Annotated in this window: 25 protein-coding genes; 16 read left to right on the forward strand and 9 right to left on the reverse strand. The window is 67.8% G+C overall.

Going from position 1 to position 25,092, the window contains the following annotated elements; genetic code table 11:
- Window positions 1-10 precede the first annotated feature (10 nt).
- A complete protein-coding gene (locus U7114_RS13930) occupies window positions 11-658 on the reverse strand; it encodes a hypothetical protein (protein WP_323057679.1) in 648 nt (215 codons plus the stop codon).
- A gap of 61 nt (window positions 659-719) precedes the next feature.
- On the opposite strand from U7114_RS13930, the gene U7114_RS13935 reads away from it, so the two are divergent.
- Complete coding sequence (locus tag U7114_RS13935; protein WP_323057680.1) at window positions 720-2,204, forward strand: PLP-dependent aminotransferase family protein; 1,485 nt, start codon at window positions 720-722, stop codon at window positions 2,202-2,204.
- Window positions 2,205-2,244: 40 nt separating this feature from the next.
- Here the strand turns inward: U7114_RS13935 and U7114_RS13940 are convergent, their stop codons facing one another.
- Together U7114_RS13940 and U7114_RS13945 are read right to left on the reverse strand one after the other, a co-directional pair.
- Window positions 2,245-2,937, reverse strand: a complete 693-nt coding sequence (locus tag U7114_RS13940; RefSeq protein ID WP_323057681.1) for an SRPBCC domain-containing protein — start codon at window positions 2,935-2,937, stop codon at window positions 2,245-2,247.
- Window positions 2,930-3,559 (reverse strand): winged helix-turn-helix domain-containing protein, encoded by a 630-nt coding sequence (locus tag U7114_RS13945; RefSeq protein WP_157239229.1) that lies wholly within the window; start codon window positions 3,557-3,559, stop codon window positions 2,930-2,932. The genes U7114_RS13940 and U7114_RS13945 overlap by 8 nt, the downstream gene beginning before the upstream one ends.
- Before the next feature lie 104 nt (window positions 3,560-3,663).
- Here U7114_RS13945 and U7114_RS13950 point away from each other — a divergent pair, with 104 nt between their 5' ends.
- The 3 genes from U7114_RS13950 (at window position 3,664) to U7114_RS13960 (ending at window position 5,963) form a co-directional block, all read left to right on the forward strand.
- Window positions 3,664-4,647, forward strand: a complete 984-nt coding sequence (locus tag U7114_RS13950; RefSeq protein ID WP_157242718.1) for an RluA family pseudouridine synthase — start codon at window positions 3,664-3,666, stop codon at window positions 4,645-4,647.
- 88 nt (window positions 4,648-4,735) lie between these two features.
- Window positions 4,736-5,365 carry a hypothetical protein gene (locus tag U7114_RS13955; protein WP_323057682.1) on the forward strand — a complete coding sequence of 210 codons (630 nt, stop codon included), beginning with the start codon at window positions 4,736-4,738 and terminating at the stop codon, window positions 5,363-5,365.
- Window positions 5,346-5,963, forward strand: a complete 618-nt coding sequence (locus U7114_RS13960) for a DedA family protein (protein ID WP_157239233.1) — start codon at window positions 5,346-5,348, stop codon at window positions 5,961-5,963. Before U7114_RS13955 ends, U7114_RS13960 begins: the two co-directional genes overlap by 20 nt.
- Window positions 5,964-5,998: 35 nt before the next feature.
- Here the strand turns inward: U7114_RS13960 and U7114_RS13965 are convergent, their stop codons facing one another.
- Window positions 5,999-6,304, reverse strand: coding sequence for a hypothetical protein (locus U7114_RS13965; protein ID WP_323057683.1), 306 nt, complete (start codon window positions 6,302-6,304; stop codon window positions 5,999-6,001).
- 141 nt (window positions 6,305-6,445) lie between these two features.
- Between U7114_RS13965 and U7114_RS13970 the strand changes: the two genes are divergently transcribed.
- The gene (locus U7114_RS13970; RefSeq protein WP_323057684.1) at window positions 6,446-6,949 is read left to right on the forward strand and encodes a hypothetical protein; all 504 of its coding nucleotides are present in this window, start codon (window positions 6,446-6,448) and stop codon (window positions 6,947-6,949) included.
- Window positions 6,950-7,038: 89 nt separating this feature from the next.
- Here U7114_RS13970 and ppc read toward each other — a convergent pair whose 3' ends face one another.
- Window positions 7,039-9,861, reverse strand: a complete 2,823-nt coding sequence (gene ppc, locus U7114_RS13975) for a phosphoenolpyruvate carboxylase (RefSeq protein ID WP_323057685.1) — start codon at window positions 9,859-9,861, stop codon at window positions 7,039-7,041.
- 112 nt (window positions 9,862-9,973) lie between these two features.
- Window positions 9,974-10,519 (reverse strand): hypothetical protein, encoded by a 546-nt coding sequence (locus tag U7114_RS13980; protein ID WP_321215298.1) that lies wholly within the window; start codon window positions 10,517-10,519, stop codon window positions 9,974-9,976.
- 95 nt (window positions 10,520-10,614) lie between these two features.
- Between U7114_RS13980 and U7114_RS13985 the strand changes: the two genes are divergently transcribed.
- Window positions 10,615-11,466, forward strand: coding sequence for a DUF1684 domain-containing protein (locus U7114_RS13985; protein WP_323057686.1), 852 nt, complete (start codon window positions 10,615-10,617; stop codon window positions 11,464-11,466).
- On the opposite strand, the gene U7114_RS13990 is transcribed toward U7114_RS13985, so the two are convergent.
- A complete protein-coding gene (locus U7114_RS13990) occupies window positions 11,463-12,662 on the reverse strand; it encodes an acyl-CoA dehydrogenase family protein (RefSeq protein ID WP_321215296.1) in 1,200 nt (399 codons plus the stop codon). The two genes, U7114_RS13985 and U7114_RS13990, sit on opposite strands and share 4 nt — an antisense overlap.
- Window positions 12,663-12,664: 2 nt before the next feature.
- Entirely contained in the window at window positions 12,665-13,459 is a 795-nt protein-coding gene (locus U7114_RS13995) for an SDR family NAD(P)-dependent oxidoreductase (RefSeq protein WP_323057687.1), read from the reverse strand.
- A 136-nt stretch (window positions 13,460-13,595) separates the two neighbouring features.
- On the opposite strand from U7114_RS13995, the gene U7114_RS14000 reads away from it, so the two are divergent.
- The 4 genes from U7114_RS14000 to U7114_RS14015 all read left to right on the forward strand — a co-directional run bounded on the left by U7114_RS14000 (window position 13,596) and on the right by U7114_RS14015 (window position 18,772).
- On the forward strand, window positions 13,596-14,807 hold the full coding sequence (locus tag U7114_RS14000) for a glycoside hydrolase family 76 protein (protein ID WP_323057688.1): 1,212 nt from the start codon (window positions 13,596-13,598) through the stop codon (window positions 14,805-14,807).
- A gap of 164 nt (window positions 14,808-14,971) precedes the next feature.
- Window positions 14,972-16,024 carry an iron ABC transporter substrate-binding protein gene (locus U7114_RS14005; protein WP_323057689.1) on the forward strand — a complete coding sequence of 351 codons (1,053 nt, stop codon included), beginning with the start codon at window positions 14,972-14,974 and terminating at the stop codon, window positions 16,022-16,024.
- Window positions 16,025-16,028: 4 nt separating this feature from the next.
- The gene (locus tag U7114_RS14010) at window positions 16,029-17,618 is read left to right on the forward strand and encodes an iron ABC transporter permease (protein WP_321215292.1); all 1,590 of its coding nucleotides are present in this window, start codon (window positions 16,029-16,031) and stop codon (window positions 17,616-17,618) included.
- Window positions 17,615-18,772 carry an ABC transporter ATP-binding protein gene (locus tag U7114_RS14015; RefSeq protein ID WP_321215291.1) on the forward strand — a complete coding sequence of 386 codons (1,158 nt, stop codon included), beginning with the start codon at window positions 17,615-17,617 and terminating at the stop codon, window positions 18,770-18,772. The genes U7114_RS14010 and U7114_RS14015 overlap by 4 nt, the downstream gene beginning before the upstream one ends.
- A gap of 58 nt (window positions 18,773-18,830) precedes the next feature.
- On the opposite strand, the gene U7114_RS14020 is transcribed toward U7114_RS14015, so the two are convergent.
- Window positions 18,831-19,448: a YdeI/OmpD-associated family protein gene (locus U7114_RS14020; RefSeq protein WP_323057690.1), complete on the reverse strand. Its 618-nt coding sequence runs from the start codon at window positions 19,446-19,448 to the stop codon at window positions 18,831-18,833.
- A gap of 107 nt (window positions 19,449-19,555) precedes the next feature.
- Here U7114_RS14020 and U7114_RS14025 point away from each other — a divergent pair, with 107 nt between their 5' ends.
- The 6 genes from U7114_RS14025 to U7114_RS14050 all read left to right on the forward strand — a co-directional run bounded on the left by U7114_RS14025 (window position 19,556) and on the right by U7114_RS14050 (window position 24,986).
- A complete protein-coding gene (locus tag U7114_RS14025) occupies window positions 19,556-20,287 on the forward strand; it encodes a VOC family protein (protein WP_323057691.1) in 732 nt (243 codons plus the stop codon).
- 93 nt (window positions 20,288-20,380) lie between these two features.
- Entirely contained in the window at window positions 20,381-20,920 is a 540-nt protein-coding gene (locus U7114_RS14030; protein ID WP_157239255.1) for an NUDIX hydrolase family protein, read from the forward strand.
- An 88-nt stretch (window positions 20,921-21,008) separates the two neighbouring features.
- The gene (locus tag U7114_RS14035) at window positions 21,009-21,986 is read left to right on the forward strand and encodes a DUF6707 family protein (protein WP_323057692.1); all 978 of its coding nucleotides are present in this window, start codon (window positions 21,009-21,011) and stop codon (window positions 21,984-21,986) included.
- Between the two features lie 83 nt (window positions 21,987-22,069).
- Complete coding sequence (locus U7114_RS14040; protein ID WP_323057693.1) at window positions 22,070-22,798, forward strand: SRPBCC domain-containing protein; 729 nt, start codon at window positions 22,070-22,072, stop codon at window positions 22,796-22,798.
- A 46-nt stretch (window positions 22,799-22,844) separates the two neighbouring features.
- A complete protein-coding gene (gene tgt / locus U7114_RS14045; protein WP_416235557.1) occupies window positions 22,845-24,194 on the forward strand; it encodes a tRNA guanosine(34) transglycosylase Tgt in 1,350 nt (449 codons plus the stop codon).
- 42 nt (window positions 24,195-24,236) lie between these two features.
- Window positions 24,237-24,986, forward strand: a complete 750-nt coding sequence (locus U7114_RS14050) for a dienelactone hydrolase family protein (protein ID WP_323057694.1) — start codon at window positions 24,237-24,239, stop codon at window positions 24,984-24,986.
- The last annotated feature ends 106 nt before the right edge of the window (window positions 24,987-25,092 follow it).

Genomic DNA, 25,092 nt, shown 5'->3' on the forward strand with positions numbered 1-25,092 from the left:
GCCTGCCGCCTCAGTTGGTGCTGGCAAGCGGCTCCGGGGCTGCGCTTCGGGAGTCGCCGCCGCTTCCAGCGTCGGCGTGTGCAGCGGGCACCATGAAGACCGGCAGCAGGAGCTGGACCAGGGGGCCGATGGCAAGGGCGTACACAACAGTCCCCACTCCCACGGAGCCACCAAGGAACCAGCCGACGGCGAGGACAACAACTTCGATCAGCGTGCGGGACACCCGGACAGACCAGCCAGTACGCCTCGCCAGCCCGGTCATCAGTCCGTCCCGTGCGCCGGGACCGAAACGGGCGCCGATGTAGCAGGCCGAAGCGATGCCGTTCAGCAGCACCGCGCCGGCAAGCAGGCCCACCTGTCCGCCCAGGTGGGAGAACGCGGGAATCAGGGCGAGACCGATGTCCGCGAACAAGCCAACCAGGACGGCGTTGCAGAGGGTTCCGAACCCCGGCCACTGCCGCAACGGAATCCACAGCAGCAGCACCAGGAAACTGACGATGATGACCACCACACCGATGCTGAGCCCGGTCCTGCCAGCGACACCCTGGTGAAAGACATCCCACGGGTCCAGGCCCAGCCCGGCGCGGATGAACATGGCGAGGGAGATGCCGTACATGGCAAGGCCGGTAAAGAGCTGAAGAAGTCTGCGGGTCAACATACACACGACCCTGTCAGAAAACTGGCCTTGATTTACATAGCCAGTCTGAAATACTGGCCTGATGTCATCCCTCACCGCCGCCGGCCTTGCCCGTCTCTTGGGCGAGTGGAACGTTGGTGCCGCGGCCGCTTACCGCGAGCTGGCCGACGTCGTACGCCTGCTGGTGCTCGACGGGCGGGTGGCCCTGGACACGGCCCTGCCCAGCGAGCGGGCGCTGTCCGACGTCCTGGGCGTCAGCCGGACCACGGTGACTGCCGCCTACGGCCTGCTCCGTGACCAGGGTTTCCTTACCGGCGGCCAAGGCAGCAGGAGCCGGACACGGATCCCGGCGGTGACCCCGGCAGGCGCCACGGTGTTCACAGGCCCGGCGCGCAAGGACCCGGCGCTCACCGCGCCCGGACTGGCTGCCCCGGAAGGACTGATCGACCTCGCCTATGCCTCCCTTCCCGCAAGCGGAGAGGTGGTGCACCGCGCGTTCGCGGCGGCCCTCACCGAGCTCCCGGCCCTGCTCCCCGGCTTCGGCTACGACGCCATCGGCCTGCTCCCCCTGCGGGAGGCAGTGGCGGCGCGCTACACCGCGGCCGGAGCGCCCACCAGCGCGGACCAGATCCTTGTGACCTCGGGCGCGCAGCATGCCCTCAACATCGTCCTTCGCGCCCTTGCAGGCCGGCAGGAACGGGTGCTGGTGGAGCACCCCAGCTACCCGAACGCCCTCGATGCCATCCGGGCGGCCGGGTGCCGGCCCGTTCCGGTGGCATTCTCCGGGGGCCGGCCGGGGTGGGACATGGACAGCATCCAGGCGGCACTGCAGCAGCAGCGGCCCAAGCTGGCGTACGTGGTTCCGGACTTCCACAATCCAACGGGCCAACTGATGCCGGACCTCCAGCGCCGCCGGCTGGTCCGCGCGGCCGCGGCCGCCGGCACCGTCCTGGTGGTGGATGAGACCCTCCGGGAGCTGAACCTTGACGGCGCCGGGTCCACTCCCGTCGCGGCTTTCAGCCCGGCAGTGGTAACCATCGGCTCGCTCAGCAAATCCCATTGGGGCGGCCTCCGCACAGGCTGGATCCGGGCTACTCCGGACCTGGTCCAGCGCTTTGCGGCAGCGCGGACCTCGCTGGATCTGGGCGGACCCCTGATGGAGCAACTGGCCGCCACCCACCTGGTCAGGGCCTTGGACGAGCCCCTGCCGGCCCGGCTAGCCGCGCTCCGGGACAGCCGGGCCGCGCTCCTGGAACTCCTCGCCGGCCACTTGCCCGAATGGGAGGTGGCGTACCCCGCCGGCGGCCTCTCGGCGTGGTGCAGGCTGCCGGCCCCCATCAGCACTGCGCTGACAGTCATAGCCCCCGACTTTGGAATCCGGCTGGCGGCAGGGCCGCGCTTCGGGCTTGGCGGCGCCTTCGAACGCTACCTCCGGGTGCCCTTTACCCTGCCGCCGGAGAAGCTGGAGACCGCAGTCCTGGCCCTGCGTTCAGCGCAGGACCGGCTGGATGCCGCCCCGCAGCTCCGGCGCACCCTCAGGAATGCCCCGGCCGTGGCCATTGCCTGACCCTCGGCTGTCGCCAGTGGTGCGCGTCCCGGCGGCAGCCCTACGTGTACACCTTCGCCAGGAAGTTGCCCCATGCCCTGGCGGTGGCTTCGGAATCCCCTGCACCGCTGAAATCATGGACGGTCATCCCGACGGGTGCGCCCCACGCGTTGCGGCCGAAGAAGCGGTACATGGCCTCGGATGTCCGCAGGCCAAGGAAGTGCTCATTGGAGAAGTCCACTTCCCCTGAAAGCCTCCCCACGCCGTCGAGCTCCACGTCCAGGCGGGAACCCTGCTCCGCGGACGCCACGCCCAGCGCGCCGCGCACCCGGGCAAAGCCGTCTGGTGACTGGGACGCCGCCGGCGCCTGGATGTCCGTGAATACCACGGGCCGGCCGTCGAAGTACTGCAGGTACTGGCCCAGGGTGTGGAGGTAGAACTCGGTGTGGCGGGAGGCGCCGTCGTACTGTTCGTCCCAGTTGTCCGCAAAGATCCCGCTGTGGACGTAGTGGAGGCGGGCGCCACCGCCGTCAAGCGGTTCCAGGACGTGCTCCAGCTGGTTGAACCAGCCGTCCGGCCCCTCCATCCTGGACACGAGGTGCGTCGGGTACTCCTTGACGGTCTTGACGTCCGGCCACTGGTCCGTGGGGAACATCCACGCGGGCGTTCCAGTGGTCACAGCCTCCCACACGCGCTCCGGCGTGCCCGGAAGCTCGGTGTCGCAGACGATTTCGAAGTTGCGGTTGTCAGTCATTGTCCTGCTCCTTGCCTGAGGGGGTTTCCGTTGTTTCCTTGAGCGGCTTGAGGACGGGATGAAGGGCCACCACGAGGCGGTGCCGCCGCCCGCGGGGAGCGTCGCCGTCGTGGTATTTGTCCACCAGCCGGGTGACTGCCACGCCGAGCTCCTCGGCGAAAGCCGCGCGGTCGGCCGCGGTGCGGAAGGTGACTTCGCCGTCCACCGCGAACGTGGCCAGCTCCTGGCGGGCCGCGGCCGCGCCGGCAATCAGCTTGCCCAGCTCCTGCACCATCCGGCCTGCAAGCGCCAGCAGCCAGAACGCCGAGAAATGGCTGGAAAAGCGGCCCGGATCCGGTGAGATCGAGGCCAGCGCCTGGGGCGAGATCAGGTAGGACGAGGCCGTGGCCTGGACGACGCGCTCGGTCACGTTGCCCTTGCGCCGCTCCTCCACCAGCTCCACCAGCCCGTGCTTCTCCAGGGCCTTCAGATGGTAGTTGACCTTCTGCCTCGGCAGCGCCAGCCTGACCGCGAGCCGGGTGGCCGATGCCGGCTGGACCAGCTCCCGAAGGATCCGGGTACGGATCGGGTCGAGTGACGCCTCGGCCGCCGCCGGGTCCTCAATAACCGCTATCTCCAACATGCTTCCAGTATCGCTACCGACAATTTTTATTGTCAAGAACTTTTTTGTCGTCGGTTTTAGTTCGCCGAACGGGCAGGAACGCGCGCCGGTAGAATGGACCGGTGATGCAATCCCCCCTCCCCGTCCGCGACGGCGTGAACGCCACCCGCCTGCGCCTGCCGGAAGAGGGCCCGTGGGACACCGCAATGGACTACATGATGCACCGCTGGGGGCATATCGATCCGCAGGGCATCGAGGACAGGTTCGACGCCGGCGAGATCGTTGGCGAGGGCGGGGTGCCGCTGGACCGGGCTACTCCCCTCCAGGACCACACCTTCATCTGGTACTACCGCAGCCTGCCGCCGGAGACGCGGATCCCGGTGGACATCAGCATCCTCCACCAGGACGAGCACCTGCTGGTAGTGGACAAGCCGCATTTCCTGCCCACCACCCCGGGCGGCACCTACATCCAGGAGTCCGCGCTGGTGCGCCTGCGCAACCAGCTGGAACTGCCGGACCTGATTCCCATGCACCGGCTTGACCGCATGACCGCCGGGGTACTGCTGTTCTCCACCAATCCGCAGACCCGCGGCAAGTACCAGGTGCTCTTCGAGAAGCGCCAGGTGCAAAAGGAGTACGAGTGCGTGGCCGCCGCCCACCCTGCCCCCGGCCATGCCGCCGTCGAATTTCCCGTGGTGGTGCGCAACCGGATGACCAAGTCCCGCAGCTACCTGCTCGCCGAAGTGGTGGACGGTGAACCCAACGCGGAAACCCGGATCGAGCGGCTGGAAACGTTCGACGCCGGCGCTTCCCCGGGTGCCTCCGGCGCCACGGCCGCGGCATCAGCCGGTCCCCGGCGCCTCGCGCGGTACCGGCTGGAGCCGCATACCGGAAAGACCCACCAGCTGCGGGTGCACATGGCTTCACTCGGCCTGGGCATCATTAACGACGCGTTCTATCCGGAGCTGCTGGACAAGGCACCGGACGACTACAGCCGGCCGCTCCAGCTGCTGGCCCGCGGCATCCGGTTTGTTGACCCCATCGCGGGAGTGCCCGTGGAGTACCGCAGCCGGCTTGAACTCAGCACTGCCGGCCCCGCCCGCAGCTGACCGGCCGCGCCTGGCCGCTGCGTCCTCTGGATGGCGGGTGCCGACGGGACTATCCTGAGGGATACCTGGGCCAAGGCAAGGAAGCACAATGGACGCGCTCATCGAAATACCCGGCGATCGGACAGCCGCCCGTTTTGCCTACGCAGCAGCCGGGCTGGGCGCGGTGGGAGTGGCCACCCTGGGCGCCATGTTTGCCGTGGAAGTCCCCCGCAACGGACCCTATGTCTTCGGCACCATCAATGACGCAACGGGCGCCGTATTCAACCTGGCGGCCATCCCCGTGATCCTCCAGGTCCACCGCCGGCTGCCCCGGACGGGCGCCTCCGAGGGCGGCAAGTGGGTGGTCATTGCTTCCTGCGCGGCCGGATCCGCAAGCTCGTTCCTGCTGGTTTCCAGGCAGCTCGACTTCAAGACCTCCACCGCCATCTCGGTCGCGGCGATGACCGTCCAGGCGGGCTGGTTCCTGCTGGCACACCGGGAGCTCCTGGCCTCCGGCGGGTACCCGCGGAAGCTCGCCAGACTGGGGCAGGCCATTGGAGGTTCGCTGCTGGTGGCGCTGCCCGTGGCCGGCCTCACCGCCGTGGAGCAGCTTCCCCGCTGGATCCGCTACGGGGTTGGCGGTGCCGGCGTCGCGGCGGGAGCAGCCGCCTGGATCGCCTGGCCGTACTGGTACTTCCTGGCCGGCCGGCAGTTGGGCCATGGACTTCGGCAGCGCTGAGAGCTGGGGGACGGCGATCTACTTTTGGATCATCCCCGTGGTTCTCGGTGATGCCATCTTCCCGCCCGTTCCCTCCGAAATGGTGGTGATCACCGCCGGCGCCCTGTCCGCGGACGGACGCGCCAACGTCTTCCTGGTGGTAATACTCTCGGCGGTGGCCTCCTGGATCGGCGACATGGTGGTTTTCCAGCTCTTCCGGCGGCGGCTGAGCCACGTGCTGGACCGGTGGAAGTGGGGCCGGCGGGTCCACCAGGGCATCCACGAAGCCATCGCCAAAGCCGGCCGTTCGTCCACCTACGGGACCATCATCGGTGCCAGGTTTATCCCGGGCGGCCGGCTGGCCACCTCGGCCGCTGCCGGCATAGCCAACGTCTCCGCGCCGGGATTCAGCCTGTGCGCGGGCATCGGGGCAGTGCTGTGGGCATGCTGGCTGGTGGGCCTGGGCTACTTCACGGGCTCGGCAACCAAGCTGCCGTTTTGGGCCAGCTCGCTGATTGGAGTGGCGCTCGGCCTGGTGGTGGGCGCCGCCGTCGGCGTGATCGTGACCCGGCGGCGCGGCAGCCGGTCACCAGTGGAGGAACCGGGCCCTCTGGGCTGAGCGCTGGACGACACCGGGCCCAGTGGCAGCGGGTCCTACACGGGAGCCCAGCGGCCGCGGTTGCGGCGCAGCACCGTGAGCGAACCGGTGAGGGCAACGCGTTCGACGGCGTCCCGCATCATGGCTGCCGATTCCCGCGCCTGCCGGTTCTCACCGCTGTACTCGGTGGCCTCCACGAGGAACCGCAGGTTCAGCTGCGGCACCCCGCCGGCAATCTGCAGCTGGTTCGACTCCACATGGTGGCGGGTTCCCAGCGCTTCCACCGCAGCGTCCATCACGGCTTCAGGCGGGTTACCCGGCCGAAGTCCGGTGATCTTCAGCCGGGTCTGGAAGGAGGGCATGCCTTCAACCCTAATCAATAGCCTGCGAAAAGCCCGTCCGGCAGTGGATCCAAATCACCCATGGCGGTCTCCGGTACGGCGGGGCTACACTATCCCCGCGGTCTCATCTTCAGTATCAACAACGAGAAAAGAAGACGGAACATGAGACGGAATATCCTTCGCGCTTTTGCCACGACATTTGCGGTCCTCCTGGCCTTGGTTTTGGGCATCAGTGCCGCTTCAGCTGGCTCGGGCCAGAGCGACCTGGCGGCGGTTCGCCAGGCCACGGTCCAGTACCGCAACGTTGACGCAGCCGTAATGGCCGGGTACGAGGCAGTGGGTGAATGTGTTCCAGGCATGGGCTTCCACTACGTCAACTTCAGCCAGTTCGGCCAGATGGACCCGCTGACCCCGGATGCACTGACGTACGCAGCCAACAGCGCGGGCCAACTCAGGCTGGTGGCCGCAGAATGGTTCAAGGTGGACGAGGACCAGGACCTGGGAACCGACAGCGACCGGCCCTCCATGTTTGGCAAGGACTTTGACGGCCCCATGCTGGGCCACGCCCCTGGCATGCCGATCCACTACGACCTCCACGCCTACCTCTGGCAGGGTAACCCGGACGGTGTGCTGGCAACCTTCAACCCGAACGTTCGCTGCCCGTAGCCCCGGCAGCAGCGGCCCGGGTGCGCTATCACTTTTGGTTGCCCCCACGCCGGGAAGCAGTCAAAGTGATAGCGCTACGCCAGAAGGGCCTAGCCCGTATTGCGGAGGCCGGCTGCCACGCCGTTGACGGTGATCAGCATGGCGCGCTGGAGGCGTTCGTCAATTTCGGCGCCGCTGATGCCATCTGCGGCTTCAGCCGCTTCAGCCCGGACGCGGCGCAGGAGCTCCACCTGCAGGTAGCTGATGGGATCCAGGTACTGGTCCCGGATCTCGAGTGAACGCTTGAGCGTGGGCTGGGCATCCAGGAGCAGGTTCTCGCCGGTCAGCTTCTGCACCTCGGATACTGTCAGCTCATACTCCTCCCGGATGGACCGGAAGATGTGATGCAGTTCCTCGGGGACGAGGGTGGAGACGTAGTAGCCGGCGATGTCCAGGTCCGTCTTGGCGAGGGTCATCTCCACGTTGGAGAGCACGGACCGGAAGAAATGCCAGTTCTCCCACATTTCCACGAGCTGCGCCGCGTTGCCGGCCTCGCGGGCCGCCTTGAGGCCGGAGCCCACGCCGAACCAGCCGGGGACGATCTGGCGGGACTGCGTCCAGCCGAACACCCAAGGGATGGCACGCAGCCCGCCGAGGCCCGCTCCGGAATCCGGCCGCTTGGACGGGCGGGAGCCAATGTTCAGCGAGCCCAGTTGCTCCACCGGGGTGGAGGCCATGAAGTAGGCCGGAAGGTCGGGGTTGTCGATCAGGTTCCGGTAGCGGTCGAAAGCGGCGTCGGAGATGGTCTCCATGACGTGCCCGTAGCGTTCCCGCTGGTCGGCGGAGGTGCGCGGGTCCTTGTGCAGGGCCGAGCCCTGCAGCACGGCGGCCAGGGACAGCTCAAGGTTTTCGCGGGCGAGCTCGGGCAGGGAGTATTTGTCCGAGATGACCTCGCCCTGTTCCGTGAACTTGATCTCGCCTTCGAGCACGCCGTTGGGCTGCGCCAGGATGGCATCGTACGTGGGTCCGCCGCCGCGGCCCACCGACCCGCCGCGGCCATGGAACAGGCGCACGCGCACGCCGTGCTTGGCGGCGACGTCCCGCAGCTTCCGCTGGGTCTTGTGGATTTCCCACTGGCTGGTCATCACGCCGGATTCCTTGTTGGAGTCCGAGTAGCCAAGCATGACTTCCTGGACGTCCCCGCGCAGGCGCACCAGTTCGCGGTAGGAGGGATCGGACAGCAGCTGGTCAACGATCTCCGCGGAGGCCCGCAGCTCCTCAACGGTCTCCAGCAGGGGCGCGAACCCGAGCCTGGCGTAGGGCTTCTCGCCAAAGAGGTTCACCAGGCCGGCCTCACGGGCCAGGACGGCCGCGGCCAGGACGTCGTCGGCGCCACGGGTCATGGAGATGATGTAGGTCTCGATGACGTCCGGGCCGTACGTGCGCAGGGCGCGGCGGATCTCACGGAAGACGTCGTACGTGCCGTCAGCGGCGCCGTCGAGCTTGATCGGGTGCCCGGACAGCGGCCGGCGCGAGGCGAGCTCGGAACCCAGCACCTCAAAGCGTTCCTCGCGGCTGAGTTCCGCATAGCGCAGGCCGGGCCCGCCCAGGCGGTCCATCAGCTGGCCAACGGCGTCATGGTGGTGGTCGGCGTGCTCGCGGATGTCCAGGGTTGCCAGGTGGAGTCCGAACGAGGCGATGGCGCGGCGCACCCGGGCCAGTGCGCCGTCGGCAGCCAACGACGCCGAGTGGTTGCGGAGGGAGAGCTCCACCAGTTCCAGGTCCGCCAGGAGCTCGCCGGTGCCGCTGTAGTCGCGGCCGTGTTCGTGGTGCGAGCCCGCCGCCACCCGCTTGCCGGTGTTGATCAGCTTGGCCTTGATGCAGGTCAGCTTCAGCCGGTAGGGCTCCTGGGCGTTGAGCTCCAGCACCCGCTTATCCAGGCCGGGCAGTTTCTGCAGGTCGGCCTCGATGGATTCCAGCAACTCCGCGTCCGCCCCCGCGAGCGCGGTGGAGTTGGAAAGGATGGAGATCAGTTCGTCGATCATGCCAATGCTGATCCGGACCGCATGCTGGTTCTGGATCTGCAGGATCTCCCGGGTGACCGCGGCGGTGACGTTGGGGTTGCCGTCCCGGTCGCCGCCGATCCATGAGCCGAAGCGGATGGGGGCGTCCTGGGATGCAAGGGTTACGCCGTGCTCGCCCAGCAGGTCGGAGAATTCGCTCAGCATCTCCGGCATTGCGTCGGTGAGGATGCTGCCCAGGTAATAGATGGCGTTGCGGGCCTCGTCCACCGGCGTGGGCCGAACCTGGCGGAGCTCGTCCGTCTGCCACATCTGGTCGATGATTTCGGCCAGCTGGCGGTCCTGGCGCCGGCGTGCAGTGGTGCCCTCTGCGGTGGGCCGGGCCAGCACGTCGGAGAGCTTGCGGATCTTGTCCAGCACGGACCGGCGCGAGGCTTCGGTGGGGTGGGCGGTGAAGATGGGGCGGACGTCCAGCCCGTTGACCACTTCCTGCAGCACCGCCGGTCCGGCCTGGTCAGCGATGTCGGCAACCGTCTTGGCCAGCCAGCCGTCCTTTTCAGCGCGCGTGCGCAGCCCCCGCACCCGGTGGACCTGTTCGGCGGCGTTGGCGAGGTGGAAGTAGAAAGCGAAGGCCCGGACCAGGTCGGTGGCCTGCCCGATGGGCAGGGAGCCCAGGAGCTCGCGGACCTGGGCCACGACGTCGTGCGCGCTCCAGGGACCGGTGGCGTCCGCACCGCCGCGGGCCGCTTCCTTGGACTCCTTGGTGAGGAGGCGCACCTGCTCCACCAGGTCAAGGAGCTCAGGTCCGTGCTGGCGGACCAGCGATTCTCCCAGCAGGGTGGAGACGCGACGGACGTCTGCCCTCAGTTCGGAGGCAAGATCGGTTTCGGGATTCGTTGCAGTGTGAGCCATGGAAACTATCTTTCGAGGGTTCGGACTTGGCTCGTACACTGCGCTGGATACTGTGAGCCACGTAACTAGCTAAAGATGCTACCCGCACTTCGGCGGCATAGGTGAATCCGTCTCAGATAATGTCGTGCGCTTGGTAACCTACGTGCCGCTTGACGAGTTCGAGCTCCTTCCGGAGTTGCTCAACTTCAGACTTATAGCCTGTGAATTCTGCCTTGAGCCGCTTGGCGGCCCTGGCGGTGACTACCATGGCCACCAGCGCCAGGGGCACCGACAGCGCGAGCGCCCAGCCCGCGGCAACAAAGAAATCCAGCGCCACCGGCAACGCGGACCGGAAGTCCACGAACTCGTTGATGCCGTCGGTAACGCCGCCCAGCATCCCTTCCAGCGGTTCCAGGAACTGCCCCACCATCGGTGCGTCAGTGAGCGGAGGCGGGCTCAGTTTTGACTGCTGGTCACCGCCCCAGCGGCCGTCGCCCAGGTGGTTCAGGACGTAGATCCCCGCGCCGGCACTGGCTGCCATGAACACCACCAGGGCTGCCAGACCCGCCAGGTCGGGCCGCCGCGGCCGCCACAGGAGGATTGCCACGCCGACTGTTACTGCCGTGATCCAGGTCAGGGCCTTGAGCCATTCGGTGCTTACTCCAGCAAGTATGTCCACGCCACCTATTCAACAGGGCGGCCCGCATCAAAGTGGAATGAACGCCGGCGCGGTGCGGTTGTAGGGTATGGCAATCCGACCGTGTGAAAGGAACCATGGGCACCCTCCCCGCAGCCAAGGTGGAGCGCTGGCAGCGCTTCCGCGACAACCGCAACAAAGCCCTCGCCGCCCGCCACGGCTGGCTGACCCTCACCTCGTTCCAGTGGCTTGAGAACTCCCCCGCCGCCGTCGAACTTGCTCCCGGGCTCTGGTCGACGGACGGTACGACGGCGGAACTCACCGCGGTGCCCGCCGACGGCCTGTCCCTGGTGGAGTCAGGGGAACCGGTGTCCGGGACGATTTCCGCGGCCCTCGCCGATGAGGAGTCGCTGATGTGGGTGCAGTTCGGCGGACCTGGCGGGGACCAGGTGGTGGTGGAACTGGCCATGCGGGCGGGGCGCTATGCCATCCGCACCCGGGACTCGGCCTCCCCCGTGCTCACCGGATTCGCCGGAGTGCCTACCTTCGACTACAACCCGGAGTGGGAGGTGGCGGGCAGGTTCGAACCCTATCCCCGGCCCGTGGACGTGCCGATCGCCACGGCCAACCCCCTGGTGGACGGCATCCACCGCACCGTGGGTGAAGTGGTGTTCCGCGTCCCCGGCAGCGCCCACGAGTGCCGGCTGAAGGCGGAGGAGGAAAAACTCGGGGCGCTGACCGTCACTTTCCATGACGAAACCAACGGCGCCGCCCCGCCGGGACAAACAGCTGACTGGCGCAAGCTGTCCTTGCCGCGGCCCCGAACGGATTCATCCGGAAATGCGACCGTGGTGCTGGATTTCAACCGCGCCATCAACTATCCCAGCGCCTTCACCCCGTACGGCACGTGCCCCATGCCGGTGCGGAACAATTCGCTGGACGTGCGCGTGGAGGCCGGCGAGAAGCTTCCGTACACCCGCGAGGATTAGGCGATGGCCGAAACCCCGGTGATGGCGCGGCCCGCAATCAGGGTGTTGACCTCGAAGGACCCTTCGTAGGTGTAAATGGCCTCGGCGTCGGAGAAGATCTTGGCCATGCGGTAATCGGTCACAATGCCGTTGCCGCCCAGGATAGACCTGCCCATTGCCACAGTTTCCCTCATCCGCGCGCTCAGGTATGACTTCGCGAGCGCCACCTGCGGCATGTCCGCGGCGCCGTCATCCTGCAGCCGCGCGAGGGCGGCCATCATGCCCATGCTCGCCACGGCGTTGCCCAGCATCGTCACGAGCTGCTGCTGGATCAGCTGGAACTGTGCCAGCGGGCGGCCGAACTGCCTGCGCTCCAGGGCGTACTGCCGGGCGACGTCGAAGGCGGCCAGCTGCTGGCCCACGGCCTGCCAGGCGACCATGATCCGCGAGCCCCGCAGCAGCTCCTTGGTGTCCTCGAAGCTGCTGACGGACGCGAACCGGTCCGCCTCGGCCACGCGGACGTCCGCCAGGAGGATGTCCGCGTTCTGCACCGTCCGCAGGGCAATCTTGTTCTCGATCCGGGTCCGCGTGACGCCCGGCAACGTGGCGTCCACTATGAACCCGCGGACCGACCCGTCCGCCTCATCCAGCGCCCACACCAGCATGTAGTCGCAGAACGTCCCGTTGCCGATCCACCGCTTGGCGCCGTTCAGCACCCAGGCATCACCGTCGTCGTCCGCCTCGCCTGTCACAGAGGAGATGCGCCTGGCCCGCGTCTCCATGCCGCCCGCCACGTCCGAGCCGTGGTTGGGCTCAGTCAGGGCGAAGGCACCCGTGATTCGCAATTCCGAGGCGTCCGCCAGCAGCCGCTGCTTCTGGTCCGCGGACCCGAAGTCGTACAGGGCCTGGACAAACAGATCGTGGTGGACCAGGAAGAAAGTGGCAATCGAGGTGTCCACGCGCGTCATCTCGGCGATGACCAGGCCGGCGAACAGGTTGCTGTAGCCGCGCTGGGCGGGCGTGCTGAGTTCAAGGGCAGCCAGTTTGGGCAGGATGTGCGCGGGGAACTCGGCCTTGTTCCACCAGTCCCCTGCGTACGGCGCAATCTCGGCGGCCAGGAAATCCCGCAGTTCGGCGAGCTTGTCCCGTTCCTTTTGGCCCAGGAGGGATTCAAAGGCGAAGAAGTCCGCTGAGGGCAGCTCGGGCTGTGTTTCCATGCTCACTTCGGGCCCATCCGGATGGCGCCGTCCAGGCGGATGGTTTCCCCGTTCAGCATGGCGTTGTCCACGATGTGCGCCACCAGGTTCGCGTACTCGCCGGGCCTGCCCAGCCGTGACGGATGCGGCACCTGCGCGCCCAGGGAGTCTTGCGCCTCCTGCGGCAGGCCGGCCATCATGGGCGTCTCAAAAATGCCTGGCGCGATGGTGACCACCCGGACCAGCGAGCGGGCCAGTTCCCGGGCGATTGGCAGCGTCATGGCCGCCACCGCGCCCTTGGAGGCCGCATACGCCGGCTGGCCGATCTGGCCTTCGAAGGCCGCGACCGAGGCGGTGTTGATGATCACGCCGCGCTCGGGCCCGCCCAGCACCGTGGTGGCCGGCTCGGTGGCTGCCATCGCTGCCGCTGCGAGGCGCAGCACGTTGAAGGTGCCGATGAGGTTCACCTGGATGACCCGGTTGAAGGCCTCGAGCGGAAGCACGCCGTCCCGGCCCAGGACCTTTCCGGGGGTGGCGATCCCGGCGCAGTTCACCACGATCCGCAGCGGGCCAAGGCTGCCCGCGGCGGCGACGGCGGCCTGGACCTCGGACTCGCTGGTCACGTCCGCGGGTGAAAAGACGGCGGACCTGCCTGGAGCGCCGGCCGCGTTCAGTTCTTCTGCGAGGGCAGCCCCTGCCGACGACGGGAGGTCAACCAGCACCACGGAAGCGCCGTCGTCGAACAGGCGCCGGGCTGTTGCCGCCCCCAGGCCGGAGGCACCCCCGGCCACCAGCGCCACAGTGCCGTTGACGTCCATACATCCTCCTTGATGCGCGTCCCCCATGGCAGGCCGGCCGCGGAGGTTAGTTAGTGAATGTTAACTGAAATACGCGAGGCCTGCATCACCGGGGCCCTTCCTGGCCGGCTGGAGGAAGCGGGCTAGGGTGGGATCCATGACGCGTCCGGAGCCCGCCCCTGACCGCCAGGATCTTTCCCACTGGCACGGCAGGGCAAATGAAGCTGCACGATCGGTGACCACGCTCTTCGGCAGGAGGCTCCTGTTCCTGCCGGGCACCCATCTCGGCGCCGTGCAGTGGCCCCCACCTTCCTGGCGCAGGGATCCGAAGGGCGCACTCCCGGGCCCCTGGCATTACTGGTGGCAGGCCCATTACGTTGACTGCCTGGTTGATGCAGGGCGGCGGGAACTCGGCTACGGCGCCACCCCGGCCGCGCGGTTCAACGGCCCGGAACACCCCAGCGCCGGGCGGCTCGCCTCGCGCCTGGTCACCGGCATCCGGCTGCGGAACGCCTTCACCTTCGTCAACAGCTATTACGACGACATGGCCTGGCTGGCGCTTGCCACCCACCGGCTCGACAAGCTGGCCGAGGAGACCCGCAGGCCGGGGCGCGGGCGCAACGCGCGCGTCCGGAAGTCCCTCACCCTCCAGTTCGAGGCCGCGTGCACCGCCGACCTGGGCGGCGGCGCTTTCTGGAGCAAGGCGCGGGATTTCAAGAACACCCCGGCCACGGCGCCGGTCGCCCTCTACTTCGCCCGGACGGGCAGCCCCGGGAAGGCACAGGCACTGCTCGACTGGCTGGGGGCCACCCTCTTCGACCCGGACCAGGGCCTGTACCTTGACGGGGCGCGGCTGAATGCGGCCGGCGAAGTGGTGCTTGAACGGGCGGTCTACACCTACAACCAGGGCCCCGTCCTGGGCGCCCTCCTGGAACAGGGCGGGGAGGCGAACCTTGCCCGGGCAGCAGTCGTGGTGGAGGCGGTGGACCAGCTGCTGACGGTACCGGCCCCAACCGCCGGCGAGGGCCGCGTCCTGCGGTGCGAAGGAACGGGCGACGGCGGCCTGTTCACCGGGATCCTCTGCCGCTACCTGGCGCTGGCGGCCGCCGATGCCCGGCTGTCCCCGCAGACCCGCAGCACCGCGGCCACGCTGGTGGCCGATACTGCGGGCGCCTTCTGGGCCGGTCGGCGCCCCGCGGAAGCCGGCCAGGCCGCCGGAAGGAACGGCGCAAGCATCTTCTCCGTACATGCCGCCAAGCCGGCACGGGAAACCTGCCCCGCGGGGACCGCCGTCGAACTTTCCACCCAGCTGCAGGCATGGATGGCTTTGGAGGCCGCAGCAACCCTCCCGGACAGCGCGGGCAATTAGGGCACGCAACAGTTCCGTAATTGTTGTGATCCTGCTCACATAAGGTCATTGTGGTTTGGTGGCTTAGGTATGGCTAACCTACGCTTTTTCACGTAGGCCTCCCGAATCCCCCGGCCCATGAGGACTCCGGTCCCGTTGACTTTTTCCCAGAAAGCAGCCCCTCAATGAAGATCCGCAACAGCGCCTTGGCCGGCATCGCCCTCGCCGCCGCCGCAGCCCTCGGACTGACCGCCTGCGGCGGCGGTTCCACTCCGGCAGCCACCGGCTCGTCCGCCGCCGGCGGGGACTCGGGCGGAATCACCGTCTACAACGCGCAGCACGAAAGCCTGACCAAGGAATGGATCGACGCTTTCACGGCGGAGACCGGCATCAAGGTCACCATGCGCCAGGGATCGGACACCGAACTGTCCAACCAGATCATCCAGGAAGGCGACGCCTCCCCGGCCGACGTTTTCCTGACGGAGAACTCCCCCGCCATGACCCAGGTTGAGAACGCCGGCCTGTTCGCGGACGTGGACGCGGCAACCGCTGCGCAGGTGCCGGCAGAGTTCCGTCCTTCCACCGGCAAGTGGACCGGCATTGCTGCCCGCTCCACCGTCCTGGTGTACGACAAGAACAAGCTCACGGAAGACAAGCTGCCCAAGTCCATGCTGGACCTGGCGAAGCCGGAGTGGAAGGGTAAATGGGCTGCTTCCCCGTCCGGCGCCGACTTCCAGGCCATCGTTTCCGCGCTGCTGGAACTCAAGGGAGAGGCCGCCACCGAGGAGTGGCTCAAGGGCATGAAGGAAAACTTCAAGGCCTACAAGGGCAACAGCACCGCCATGAAGGCCGTCAACGCCGGTGAAGTGGATGCCGCCCTGATCTACCACTACTACTACTACGGGGACCAGGCCAAGACGGGCGAGAACTCCAAGAACGTCAGCCCGTACTACTTCAAGAACCAGGATCCGGGCGCCTTCCTCTCCGTATCCGGTGGCGGTGTCCTGAAGAGCTCCAAGAAGGCTGCTGACGCCCAGGCGTTCCTGAAGTTCGTCACCGGCAAGAAGGGCCAGGAAATCCTGAAGGACGGCACGTCGTTCGAGTACGCCATCGCCTCGGATGTTCCGGCCAACGAGAAGCTGGTTCCGATCGCGGAGCTCCAGGCCCCCATCGTCGATCCCGCCAAGCTCAACTCCGAAAAGGTCACCGACCTGATGACCTCGGCAGGACTCCTCTAAATCCGTGACTCCTGATCTCTCGGCTCCCCCTCGGGGGAGCTCGACGACGGCGGGCCGGGGCAGCAGCCCCCGCCCGCCTTTCGGCGTTTCTGCACTGTCCGCGCTGGCGGTGCTGATTGCCCTGTTTTCGCTCGTTCCGCTGGCGTACGTGGTGTACATGACCGCGGCAACCGGCTGGGACACCGCCGTCGAACTCATCTTCCGGCCGCGCGTGGCCGAGCTGCTGCTCAACACCCTCCTGCTGACGGCGATCACCGTCCCGCTGTGCCTGGTCCTCGGTGTCGCCGGGGCCTGGCTGGTGGAACGCACCGCCCTGCGCGGTGCGCGGATCTGGGCTGTGCTCCTGGCCGCGCCGCTGGCCATCCCCGCGTTCGTCAACAGCTACGCCTGGGTCTCGGCGATCCCGTCGCTCGGCGGCCTGGGCTCGGGAGTCCTGATCGCCACGCTCTCCTACTTCCCGCTGGTCTACATTCCCGCCGCTGCCGCGCTCAGCCGGCTGGACCCGGCCATCGAGCAGTCGGCCGCCGCGCTGGGCCTCGGCGCCTGGCGTTCCTTCTTCCGGGTAGTCCTCCCCCAGCTCCGCATTGCCATGACCGGCGGTGCGCTCCTGGTGGCCCTGCACCTGCTCGCCGAGTACGGGGCGTTCGCCATGATCCGCTTCGACACCTTCACCACGGCGATCATGGTGCAGTACCAGTCAACCTTCAACGGTGCTGCCGGAAACATGCTGGCCAGCGTGCTGGTGTTCTTCTGCCTCCTCCTGCTGCTGGCCGAAGTCAGGAGCCGCGGCACCGCCCGCTACGCCCGCATCGGCCCCGGCGCGCAGGCGAAGGCCCTGCGCCTGCCGCTGCACGCGTACCAGTTTCCCGCCCAGCTGTTCCTGGTGGGACTGACCACACTGGCCTTCGGCCTCCCCCTGTTCTTTGTGCTCCGCTGGGTGGCCTCCGGCGGGACCGCCGCCTGGGCCGCGGACGAGTTCCTGCCGGCCCTCCTCGCCACGCTCGGCTATGGCCTGACCGGCGCCGCGGCCACCATCGTGGTGGCATTTCCGATGGCATACCTGGCTGTCCGCCACCCCGGCTGGTTCAGTAAGTCCCTGGAACTCTCCAACTACATCACCAGCTCCCTGCCCGGCATCGTGGTGGGGCTGGCCTTCGTGACGGTGAGCATCCGGATCGTGCCGGGGATCTACCAGACCGCAGGGGTGCTGGTGGCTGCCTACGTCCTCCTGTTCCTGCCCCGCGCCCTGGTCAACCTCAGGGCAGGCCTGGCCCAGGCTCCGAAGGAACTGGACGAGGCCGCCCAGGCTTTGGGCAAGCCTCCGCTCGTGTCCTTCGTCCGGGTCACCCTAAGGCTCACTGCACCCGCTGCCGCGGGAGGCGCGGCTCTCGTCTTCCTGGCCATCGCCAACGAGCTCACCGCCACCCTCCTGCTGTCCCCCAATGGGACGCGCACCCTTGCCACAGAGTTTTGGAGCAAGAGCAGCGAGATCGACTACGCGGGCGCCGCGCCGTACGCCCTGCTGATGATCCTGCTCTCCGCGCCGATGACTTACCTCCTTTTCCAGCAGTCCAAGAAAGTAGCCGGACAGTGACAGAACAAGCCCCCTCGAGGCTGCCGGAGCCGCGGGTCGCACCGTCCGTGGCGCCCACCACCAACAGCCACCTGGAGATCACCGACGTCACCAAGAACTTTGGCAACCAGGCCGTCCTGAAGGGCGTCAACCTCTCCGTCGCCAAAGGCGGAACCACGGCCATTGTGGGCCCGTCCGGGTCAGGCAAGACCACCCTGCTGCGGCTGATCGCCGGGTTCGAGCACCCGGACACGGGCAGCATTGCGCTGAACGGCACCAAAGTGGCCGGCGACGGCGTCTGGGTGCCTGCGCACAAACGGCACATCGGGTACGTGGCCCAGGACGGCGCCCTGTTCCCGCACCTCAGCGTGGGGCAGAACGTCGCCTTCGGGCTCGATCCGGACCGCCTGCCGGGGGGCCGGCGTGCTGTGGCCGGAAGGATCAGCGAACTGCTGGAAATGGTGTCACTGGACCCGGCCATGGCCAAGCGCCGCCCGCACCAGCTCTCCGGCGGGCAGCAGCAGCGCGTAGCGCTGGCCCGGGCCCTGGCACGCGAGCCCGAACTGATGCTCCTTGATGAGCCCTTCTCAGCACTCGACGCGGGGCTCCGGGTAGCCACCCGCAGGGCAGTGGCGAAGGTCCTGAACGAAGCCGGCGTCACCACCATCCTGGTGACCCATGACCAGGCCGAGGCGTTGTCCTTCGCGGACCAGGTGGCTGTAATGCGCGGCGGCAAACTCGCCCAGATCGGCAACCCGTTCGTGGTGTACACCCGCCCCGCGGACCGGGCCACGGCCGAATTCCTGGGGGACGCGGTCATCCTGGACGCCTGGCTGGAGGGTTCGCTCGCAACCTGCTCCCTGGGGGCGATCCCCGTCCGCAGGCCGCCGGTCCAAGGCCGGGTGCAGCTGATGCTGAGGCCTGAGCAGATCAGGATTGCCGAGGACGGGCCCATCCGGGGAGTTGTGGTGGACACCGACTACTTCGGCCCGGAAACCACGGTGCGCCTGAAACTCTCCGTCCCGCCACAGCTGGCCTCCAGCCCGGACCACCGCTACCCCGGAGGCGGCGAGATCATCACCATCCGGCACTGGAACGCCTCTATCGCCCGGCCCGGCATGGAGCTATGCCTGCGCGTGGTGGGCGAAGGCGTGGCCTTCCCCCTGGACGACTAACCCCAACTGGGTAGCGCCAAGTGTCGTTTTGGAGCCTCAAAACGACACTTGGCGCTACTTAGTTGGGGGCGGGCGGCGTGGTGGGGGCGGGACGCTTCTTCTGCGGGTACGGAGCCTCGCCCCGCGCCAGCATCTCCACGAACCCGGCAATCCGCCGTTCCCGGGTGGCAGCCTGCACAGCGGAGTTGACCCGGTAAATCAGGGCGAACCGGTTTGTCTTGGTCAGGACGTCGAACATCGCCTGAGCGGCGGGAACCGCGGCAATGGCGGCGGCCAGGTCAGCGGGAACTTCGGCCACGGCCTGCCCGCCGTATGCGTTTGCCCAGCGCCCGTCAGCCTTCGCTGCATTCACGGCCGCCCACCCGGCGTCGGTCATCTTCCCCGCTGCATCAAGCCGCGCCACGTGGCCGACGTTCCGTGCCGACCACGGGCTCCTCCGGGTCCGGGGCGTCATCCGCTGGAACGACGTGTGCTCATCACGGCGGCGCGTCTGGCCATCGATCCAGCCAAAGCACAGTGCCTCGTCCAGTGCGGCGGCGTAGTCCAGTTCCGTCACGTTTCCGCCCTTTTTGTGCAGGACCAGCCACACCCCGGGGCTGGTGCTGTGGTTCGCATCGAGCCAGTTGCGCCATGCCACCGCGTCCGGCAGCAGCAGTTCCTCAAGTTCAACGGCCATGCCCCCTATTGTGCTCCTGCAGCCCGCCGTGACAAGCGCCGAGACACCCGCCGGCCCACGTGGCAGTATGGGCCCTAAGCGTCCCGTTCCGACCCGAAGGACAAGCCATGCTCCGCGTCCGCCCCCTTCATTTCACCTCCCGGCCCGACTCCTGGGACACGCTCCTCACGGCGTTGGGCATGGTCATTACCGAGAACGACGCCGGGTGGCGGGTTTTTGACGCCGGCTCCGGCCGCCTCGCCCTCCACACCGTCCCCGCAGGCGCCGCGGAGGACGGCACCACAGCACTGGCGGTGGAGGTGGGCGACCTTGCGGAATTCGCCCGCCGGACCAATCTCGCGGCAGGGGAGGACGGCGCCGCCCCCGCGGAACTCGTCACCGCGGACCATGGCGAGGCCTGCAGGATCACGGCCCCCGACGGATTCACGTTCCTGGCGGACAAGGCGTCCCACTTTGCGCAATGCGCGGACGCCGACCCGGCGCTGGCCGTCGCCGGGGTCTGGTTCACCGAGGATCCCGCCGCCGCCGCCCGCACGCTGCAGCACATCGGGGCGCGCCCGCGCCCCGTTCCGGACCAGGACGACACTGCCGACTTTTCCACCAAGAACGGCGGTGTCCTGCTGGTGCGCCCGGCTTCAGGACCGGCACGTTCAGGCCTGGGCTTCGAGTACGACGGCGCGCTGGAACCCCTGCGGGAACGCCTCGCCTCGGCAGGTCAGCAGGTCAGCCTCACGGAGGAAGCGTTCGGACGCACCCTCCATGTAGCCAATCCCGACGCGGGCGGGCCCGGCCCCGGGCACGTACCGGCCACCCTCTGGATTGCCGGGCGCCACGGGTGACAGGCCGCGCCGGGACGACAGCCCGTGCCGACGCATTCCGCCGGCAGCTTAGCCTCGCCCTGCCAGCGGGGTCCCATGGGGTAGAACTTAACCATGAACGTGCGCACTCCTGACCCGAACCCCGGCTGGCTTTCCGAAGAAGACCTCTTTGAGGCGCGCGGGCGGCTGCCCATGGTGTACGTGGAGGCAGTGCCGGTGAGGCTGGACCCCCTGGGCTTCGTGAATGAAGTGGGAACCCTGCTCCAGGCGGACGAGGACGGAACCATGGTCCGGTCCCTCGTGTCGGGCCGCGTCATCTACCGCGAAACCATCCGCGCCGCCCTGCTGCGGCACATGGAAAAGGACCTGGGACCGCTGGCGTTCCCGCAGCTGCCCATCAGCCCCGTGCCGTTCACGGTGGCCGAGTACTTCCCGGCGCCGTCCCAGACCGGCTTCACCGATGAGCGGCAACACGCCGTGTCGCTGGCCTATGTCATCCCCGTGACCGGTGAGTGCGAGCCCCGCCAGGACGCCCTGGAACTGACCTGGATGACCCCCGCGGAAGTCCTCAGCCCGGGCGTCCAGATGGAGTTTTCCGGCGGCCGCGGTGCCCTCATCCGCCAGGCCCTGGCCTTCGCCGGCGTGGGCTTCTGACACCCCGGCAGCAAGCTGGGGGTCCCCGATTTTAAGGGCCCGCTTTTGTAGACTGTAGGGCGGACCGCAAGAGAACTTAAGGACTCCCATGACCGAAACACCAGCCGCCCGTCACCATCTTGAACAGCAGGCTGGATCCCTGACCACCGGCAGCCACATTGTCCTGCCCGACGGCGGGCGGACAGCGGAGATACACCAGGTTGAGCTTGAACGGGACGATTTCGGGGCGCCCGCGATGGTCCTCGCCAGCCTGTCCGGTGGCGGTACCCTCCGCATCGCGGTGGGCACCACGGTCACGGTGCTGGCGCAAGGGTCCCCGGCAGCAGGAGACGTGCCGCAGGAGCAAGCCAAGCAGCCCGGCGAAGAGCCTGCCTCCGCTGCCGCCGTTCCCGCCGTCGTCGTACCTCCCCTCCCGCCGGTCCCGCCCGCGGTGACCGGTCCCAGCGAAGAGGACCTGGCACTGATTCCCGCACCTCAGGGCACTCCGGAATCAGTGGTGGAAGCCGCGGCCGAAACGCACCCTGACGCCCAGGGCGTGTTGCTGCTGGCGGACCGGCTGGCCAAGGGCGTCAACTTCAAGTCCGGCAGCTGCCTGAAGGACCTGAGCGACCTCGCCCACGAACTGTTCATCACCCTCAAGGATGCCGACGGTGCACTTGCCGTTGCCGACCTCCTCAATGTCCTGCCCTTCGACGGGAACCCGGGGCGGTGGGCGTCCGTGGAGGCATCCCTCGCTCTGTCCAGCTACATCTGCCGGCAGGACGGACAGGCGGAGCGGGCCGAGGTTTACGAAAAGCTGATCCGGACCCCGGAAAACCAGGAAACGGATCCGTTCAAGGCCAGGATGGCGGCGAAGGTCCGGCAGCGCTCGCTCAACGAGCCCAACCTGTACGACAAGGAAATCTTCCGCTCCATCGACAACTCCAACCACGACGCCGAGCGCGAATGGCGCCTCCTGCGGCTCGAATCCCTGCTGTTCCTGCGCGCCCACGGGGGCTCGGAAACCATCGGGATGGGCGAACTCGAGCGGCGGATCAGCAACGAGCTGGAAGCCGTCCGCTCCTGACGCTGCCCAACGCCCCGGACAGGGTGCCCGGTTAGGTAATTTGCCCCTTCCCGGCATCCGGCCGGAGTTGTACATTCGGGGCTATGACCAACAATCTGAGCGTAGTGATCAACGCCGACGCGCCGCAGGTCTGGACCATGCTGCGGGAACCGTCCAAAGTAGCCCAATGGCATGGCTGGCAGGCTGAAGACCTGGACGCCGAGATCAAGGAGATCTACTTCTCCGGTGACGTTGAGGAGTCGCCGGACCACACCAGTCTCACCGTTCACGGCGGGGACACTTTTGAACTTCACCCCGAGCCCAATGGAACCCGGGTCAGCGTGACCCGGGGAGCGATTGACCACGATTCCGAGTGGGCCGCCTGGGACGAGGACATCACGCAGGGCTGGCTCACGTTCCTCCAGCAGCTCCGCTTCGCCCTGGAACGCCACCCCCACGGCAAGCGCCACACCCTGTTCCTGCACCTGACGGAAGGTCAGGGCTCAGCGATCGAGAAGCTCGGCCTGGCGGATTTGCCGGCACCGGGTGAAAGCTACCAGCTGACACTGGGGACCGGCGAGAAGATCAGCGGAAAGGTCTGGTACCGGACCAGCCACCAGGTGGGTGTCACGGTGCACGACTACGCGGAACACGGCGAGGGACTCCTGGTGGTGGCCGACCATCCCGCCATCAAGGACGTGCGCGAAGAGGGCGAAGGGTCCCTGGTCATCGCCTCCACCTACGACCTTGGCGCCGCAAGGCTGGACGCCATCCGCTCATCCTGGGATGCCTGGCGGGCCGAGCACTACCCCGCATCGGAACCGGTCAGCTGACCGGCCCGGTTGCCGGGACGGGGCTGGTTGCTGGCAGACTTGTACGGTGCCAGCCAACCCTGCCCCAGCTCCACACCCTGCTGACGCCCCGTTTGAACCGGGCCCGCGCACTGCCGGCGATGAAGCACGGTCACGGCAGTCGGAGTTTTCCTTCCGGGTAGGCACGCGCCTGGCCGAGAGCTGCCCGCCGTCCGCCCCGCAGGAGGCATCCAACGGGGGCCGGTTCCTGGGACGTACCGGCACCATCTCCACGCCCCACGGCACGATCCAGACCCCGGCGTTCATTGCCGTGGGAACCAAGGCCACGGTCAAATCCGTGCTGCCCGAGGCCATGGCGGACCTGGGGGCGCAGGCGCTGCTGGCCAACGCCTACCACCTGTACCTGCAGCCCGGTGCGGACATCCTGGACGAGGCCGGCGGCCTGGGCGCGTTCATGAACTGGCCGGGGCCCACGTTCACGGACTCGGGCGGATTCCAGGTGATGAGCCTCGGCTCGGGGTTCAAGAAGGTCATCGACATGAAGACTGTTGCCGCCGCCGGCGCGCCCGGACCGGACGACGCGGTGGCCCCCGGCAAGGAGCGCCTGGCCCATATTGACGACGACGGCGTGTGGTTCAAGAGCCACCTCAACGGCGACCGGCACAGGTTCTCCCCCGAAATCTCCATGCAGGTCCAGCACCGGATCGGAGCGGACATCATGTTCGCCTTCGATGAGCTCACCACCCTGCAGAACTCGCGCGGCTACCAGGAGGAGTCCCTGGAGCGCACCCGGCTGTGGGCGCTGCGCTGCCTCGAGGAGCACTTCCGGCTGACCTCCTCCCGGGCAGGCAAACCGTACCAGGCCCTGTTCGGCGTGATCCAGGGCGCGCAGTACGAGGACCTGCGCCGGAAGGCGTGCCGGGACCTGGGCGCCATGCCGTTCGACGGTTTCGGGATCGGCGGGGCGCTGGAGAAGGAAAACCTGGGCACGATTGTCCGGTGGTGCAACGAGGAGCTGCCCGAGGACAAGCCCCGGCACCTGCTGGGCATCTCCGAACCGGACGACATCTTCACGGCCATCGAGAACGGCTCGGACACCTTCGACTGCGTCTCCCCCACCCGGGTGGCCCGCAACTCCGCGTTCTATACGCCGACCGGCCGGTACAACCTCTCCGGCGCCAAGTACAAGCGGGACTTCGGCCCGCTCCAGGACGGCTGCGACTGCTACGCGTGCACCAACTACTCCCGGGCCTACATCCATCACCTGTACAAGGCCAAGGAGATGGTGTCCGCCACGCTGATCTCCATCCACAACGAGCGGTTCGTGGTGAAAATGGTGGACGACGCCCGCCTGGCCATCGAGGACGGCACCTTCTTCGACTTCAAAGCCGACACCCTGGCACGGTACTACGGGTAGCCAGCACGCCGCCGTCGGAATTGCGTCCGATATCCTGACCCCATGCTCATTGAAATCCCAGCCGCAGAAGGCACCGCGGAAGCCTTGCTGGCCCGTCCGTCCAGCGGCGGCGGGCCGTTCCCCGGCGTGATCCTGTACATGGACGCCTTCGGCCTGCGCCCGCGCATCGAGGACATGGCGCAGCGCGTTGCCGGCTGGGGGTACGTTGTCCTGGCCCCGAACGTCTTCTACCGGGACGGGACTGTTGCCGAGCTTGCCCCGAAGGGGGACATGACCACCCCGGAGGGCAGGCAGGCAGCCGGGCAGGCGGCGTTCCCGCGGATTGGCCGGCTCACCGCGGACAAGGCGCTGGCGGACATCGATGCCTGGGTTTCGGCGCTCAGGGCGCTCGACGGCGTTGCGCCGGGTCCCATCGGAACCTTCGGCTACTGCATGGGGGCCAGGCTGGCGGTGCGCACCGCAACATCCCACCCGGAGGCGGTGGCGGCATGCGGCGGCTTCCACGGCGGCGGGCTGGCCACGGACGAGCCGGACAGCCCGCACCTGCGGCTCGGAACGGCCAGAGCCGAGTTCGTGTTCGGCCACGCGGACCACGACCGGAGCATGGACGCCCCGGCCGTGGCCCGGCTGGGGAAAGCCCTAAAGGCTGCAGGACTTAAGGCATCCAACGAGGTCTACCGCGGAGCATCCCACGGCTACTCCATGGCGGACACCTCGGCCTTCCACGAAGGAGCCACGGAACGGCACTTCCGGGAGCTGCGCGCCCTGCTCGACCGGACGCTGAAGGGCTGACGCCACCTCACTGCGCTCACAGCGGCCACGAACCGGGCCATCAAAACCCGGCGGTCTCACCCGACCAGGAAGCGCTCGGCCGGGATATCCCGGCCGAGCGCTTCCT

Origin of the sequence: Pseudarthrobacter sp. C1 (assembly GCF_034720455.1) — a bacterium.
GTDB lineage: Bacteria > Actinomycetota > Actinomycetes > Actinomycetales > Micrococcaceae > Arthrobacter.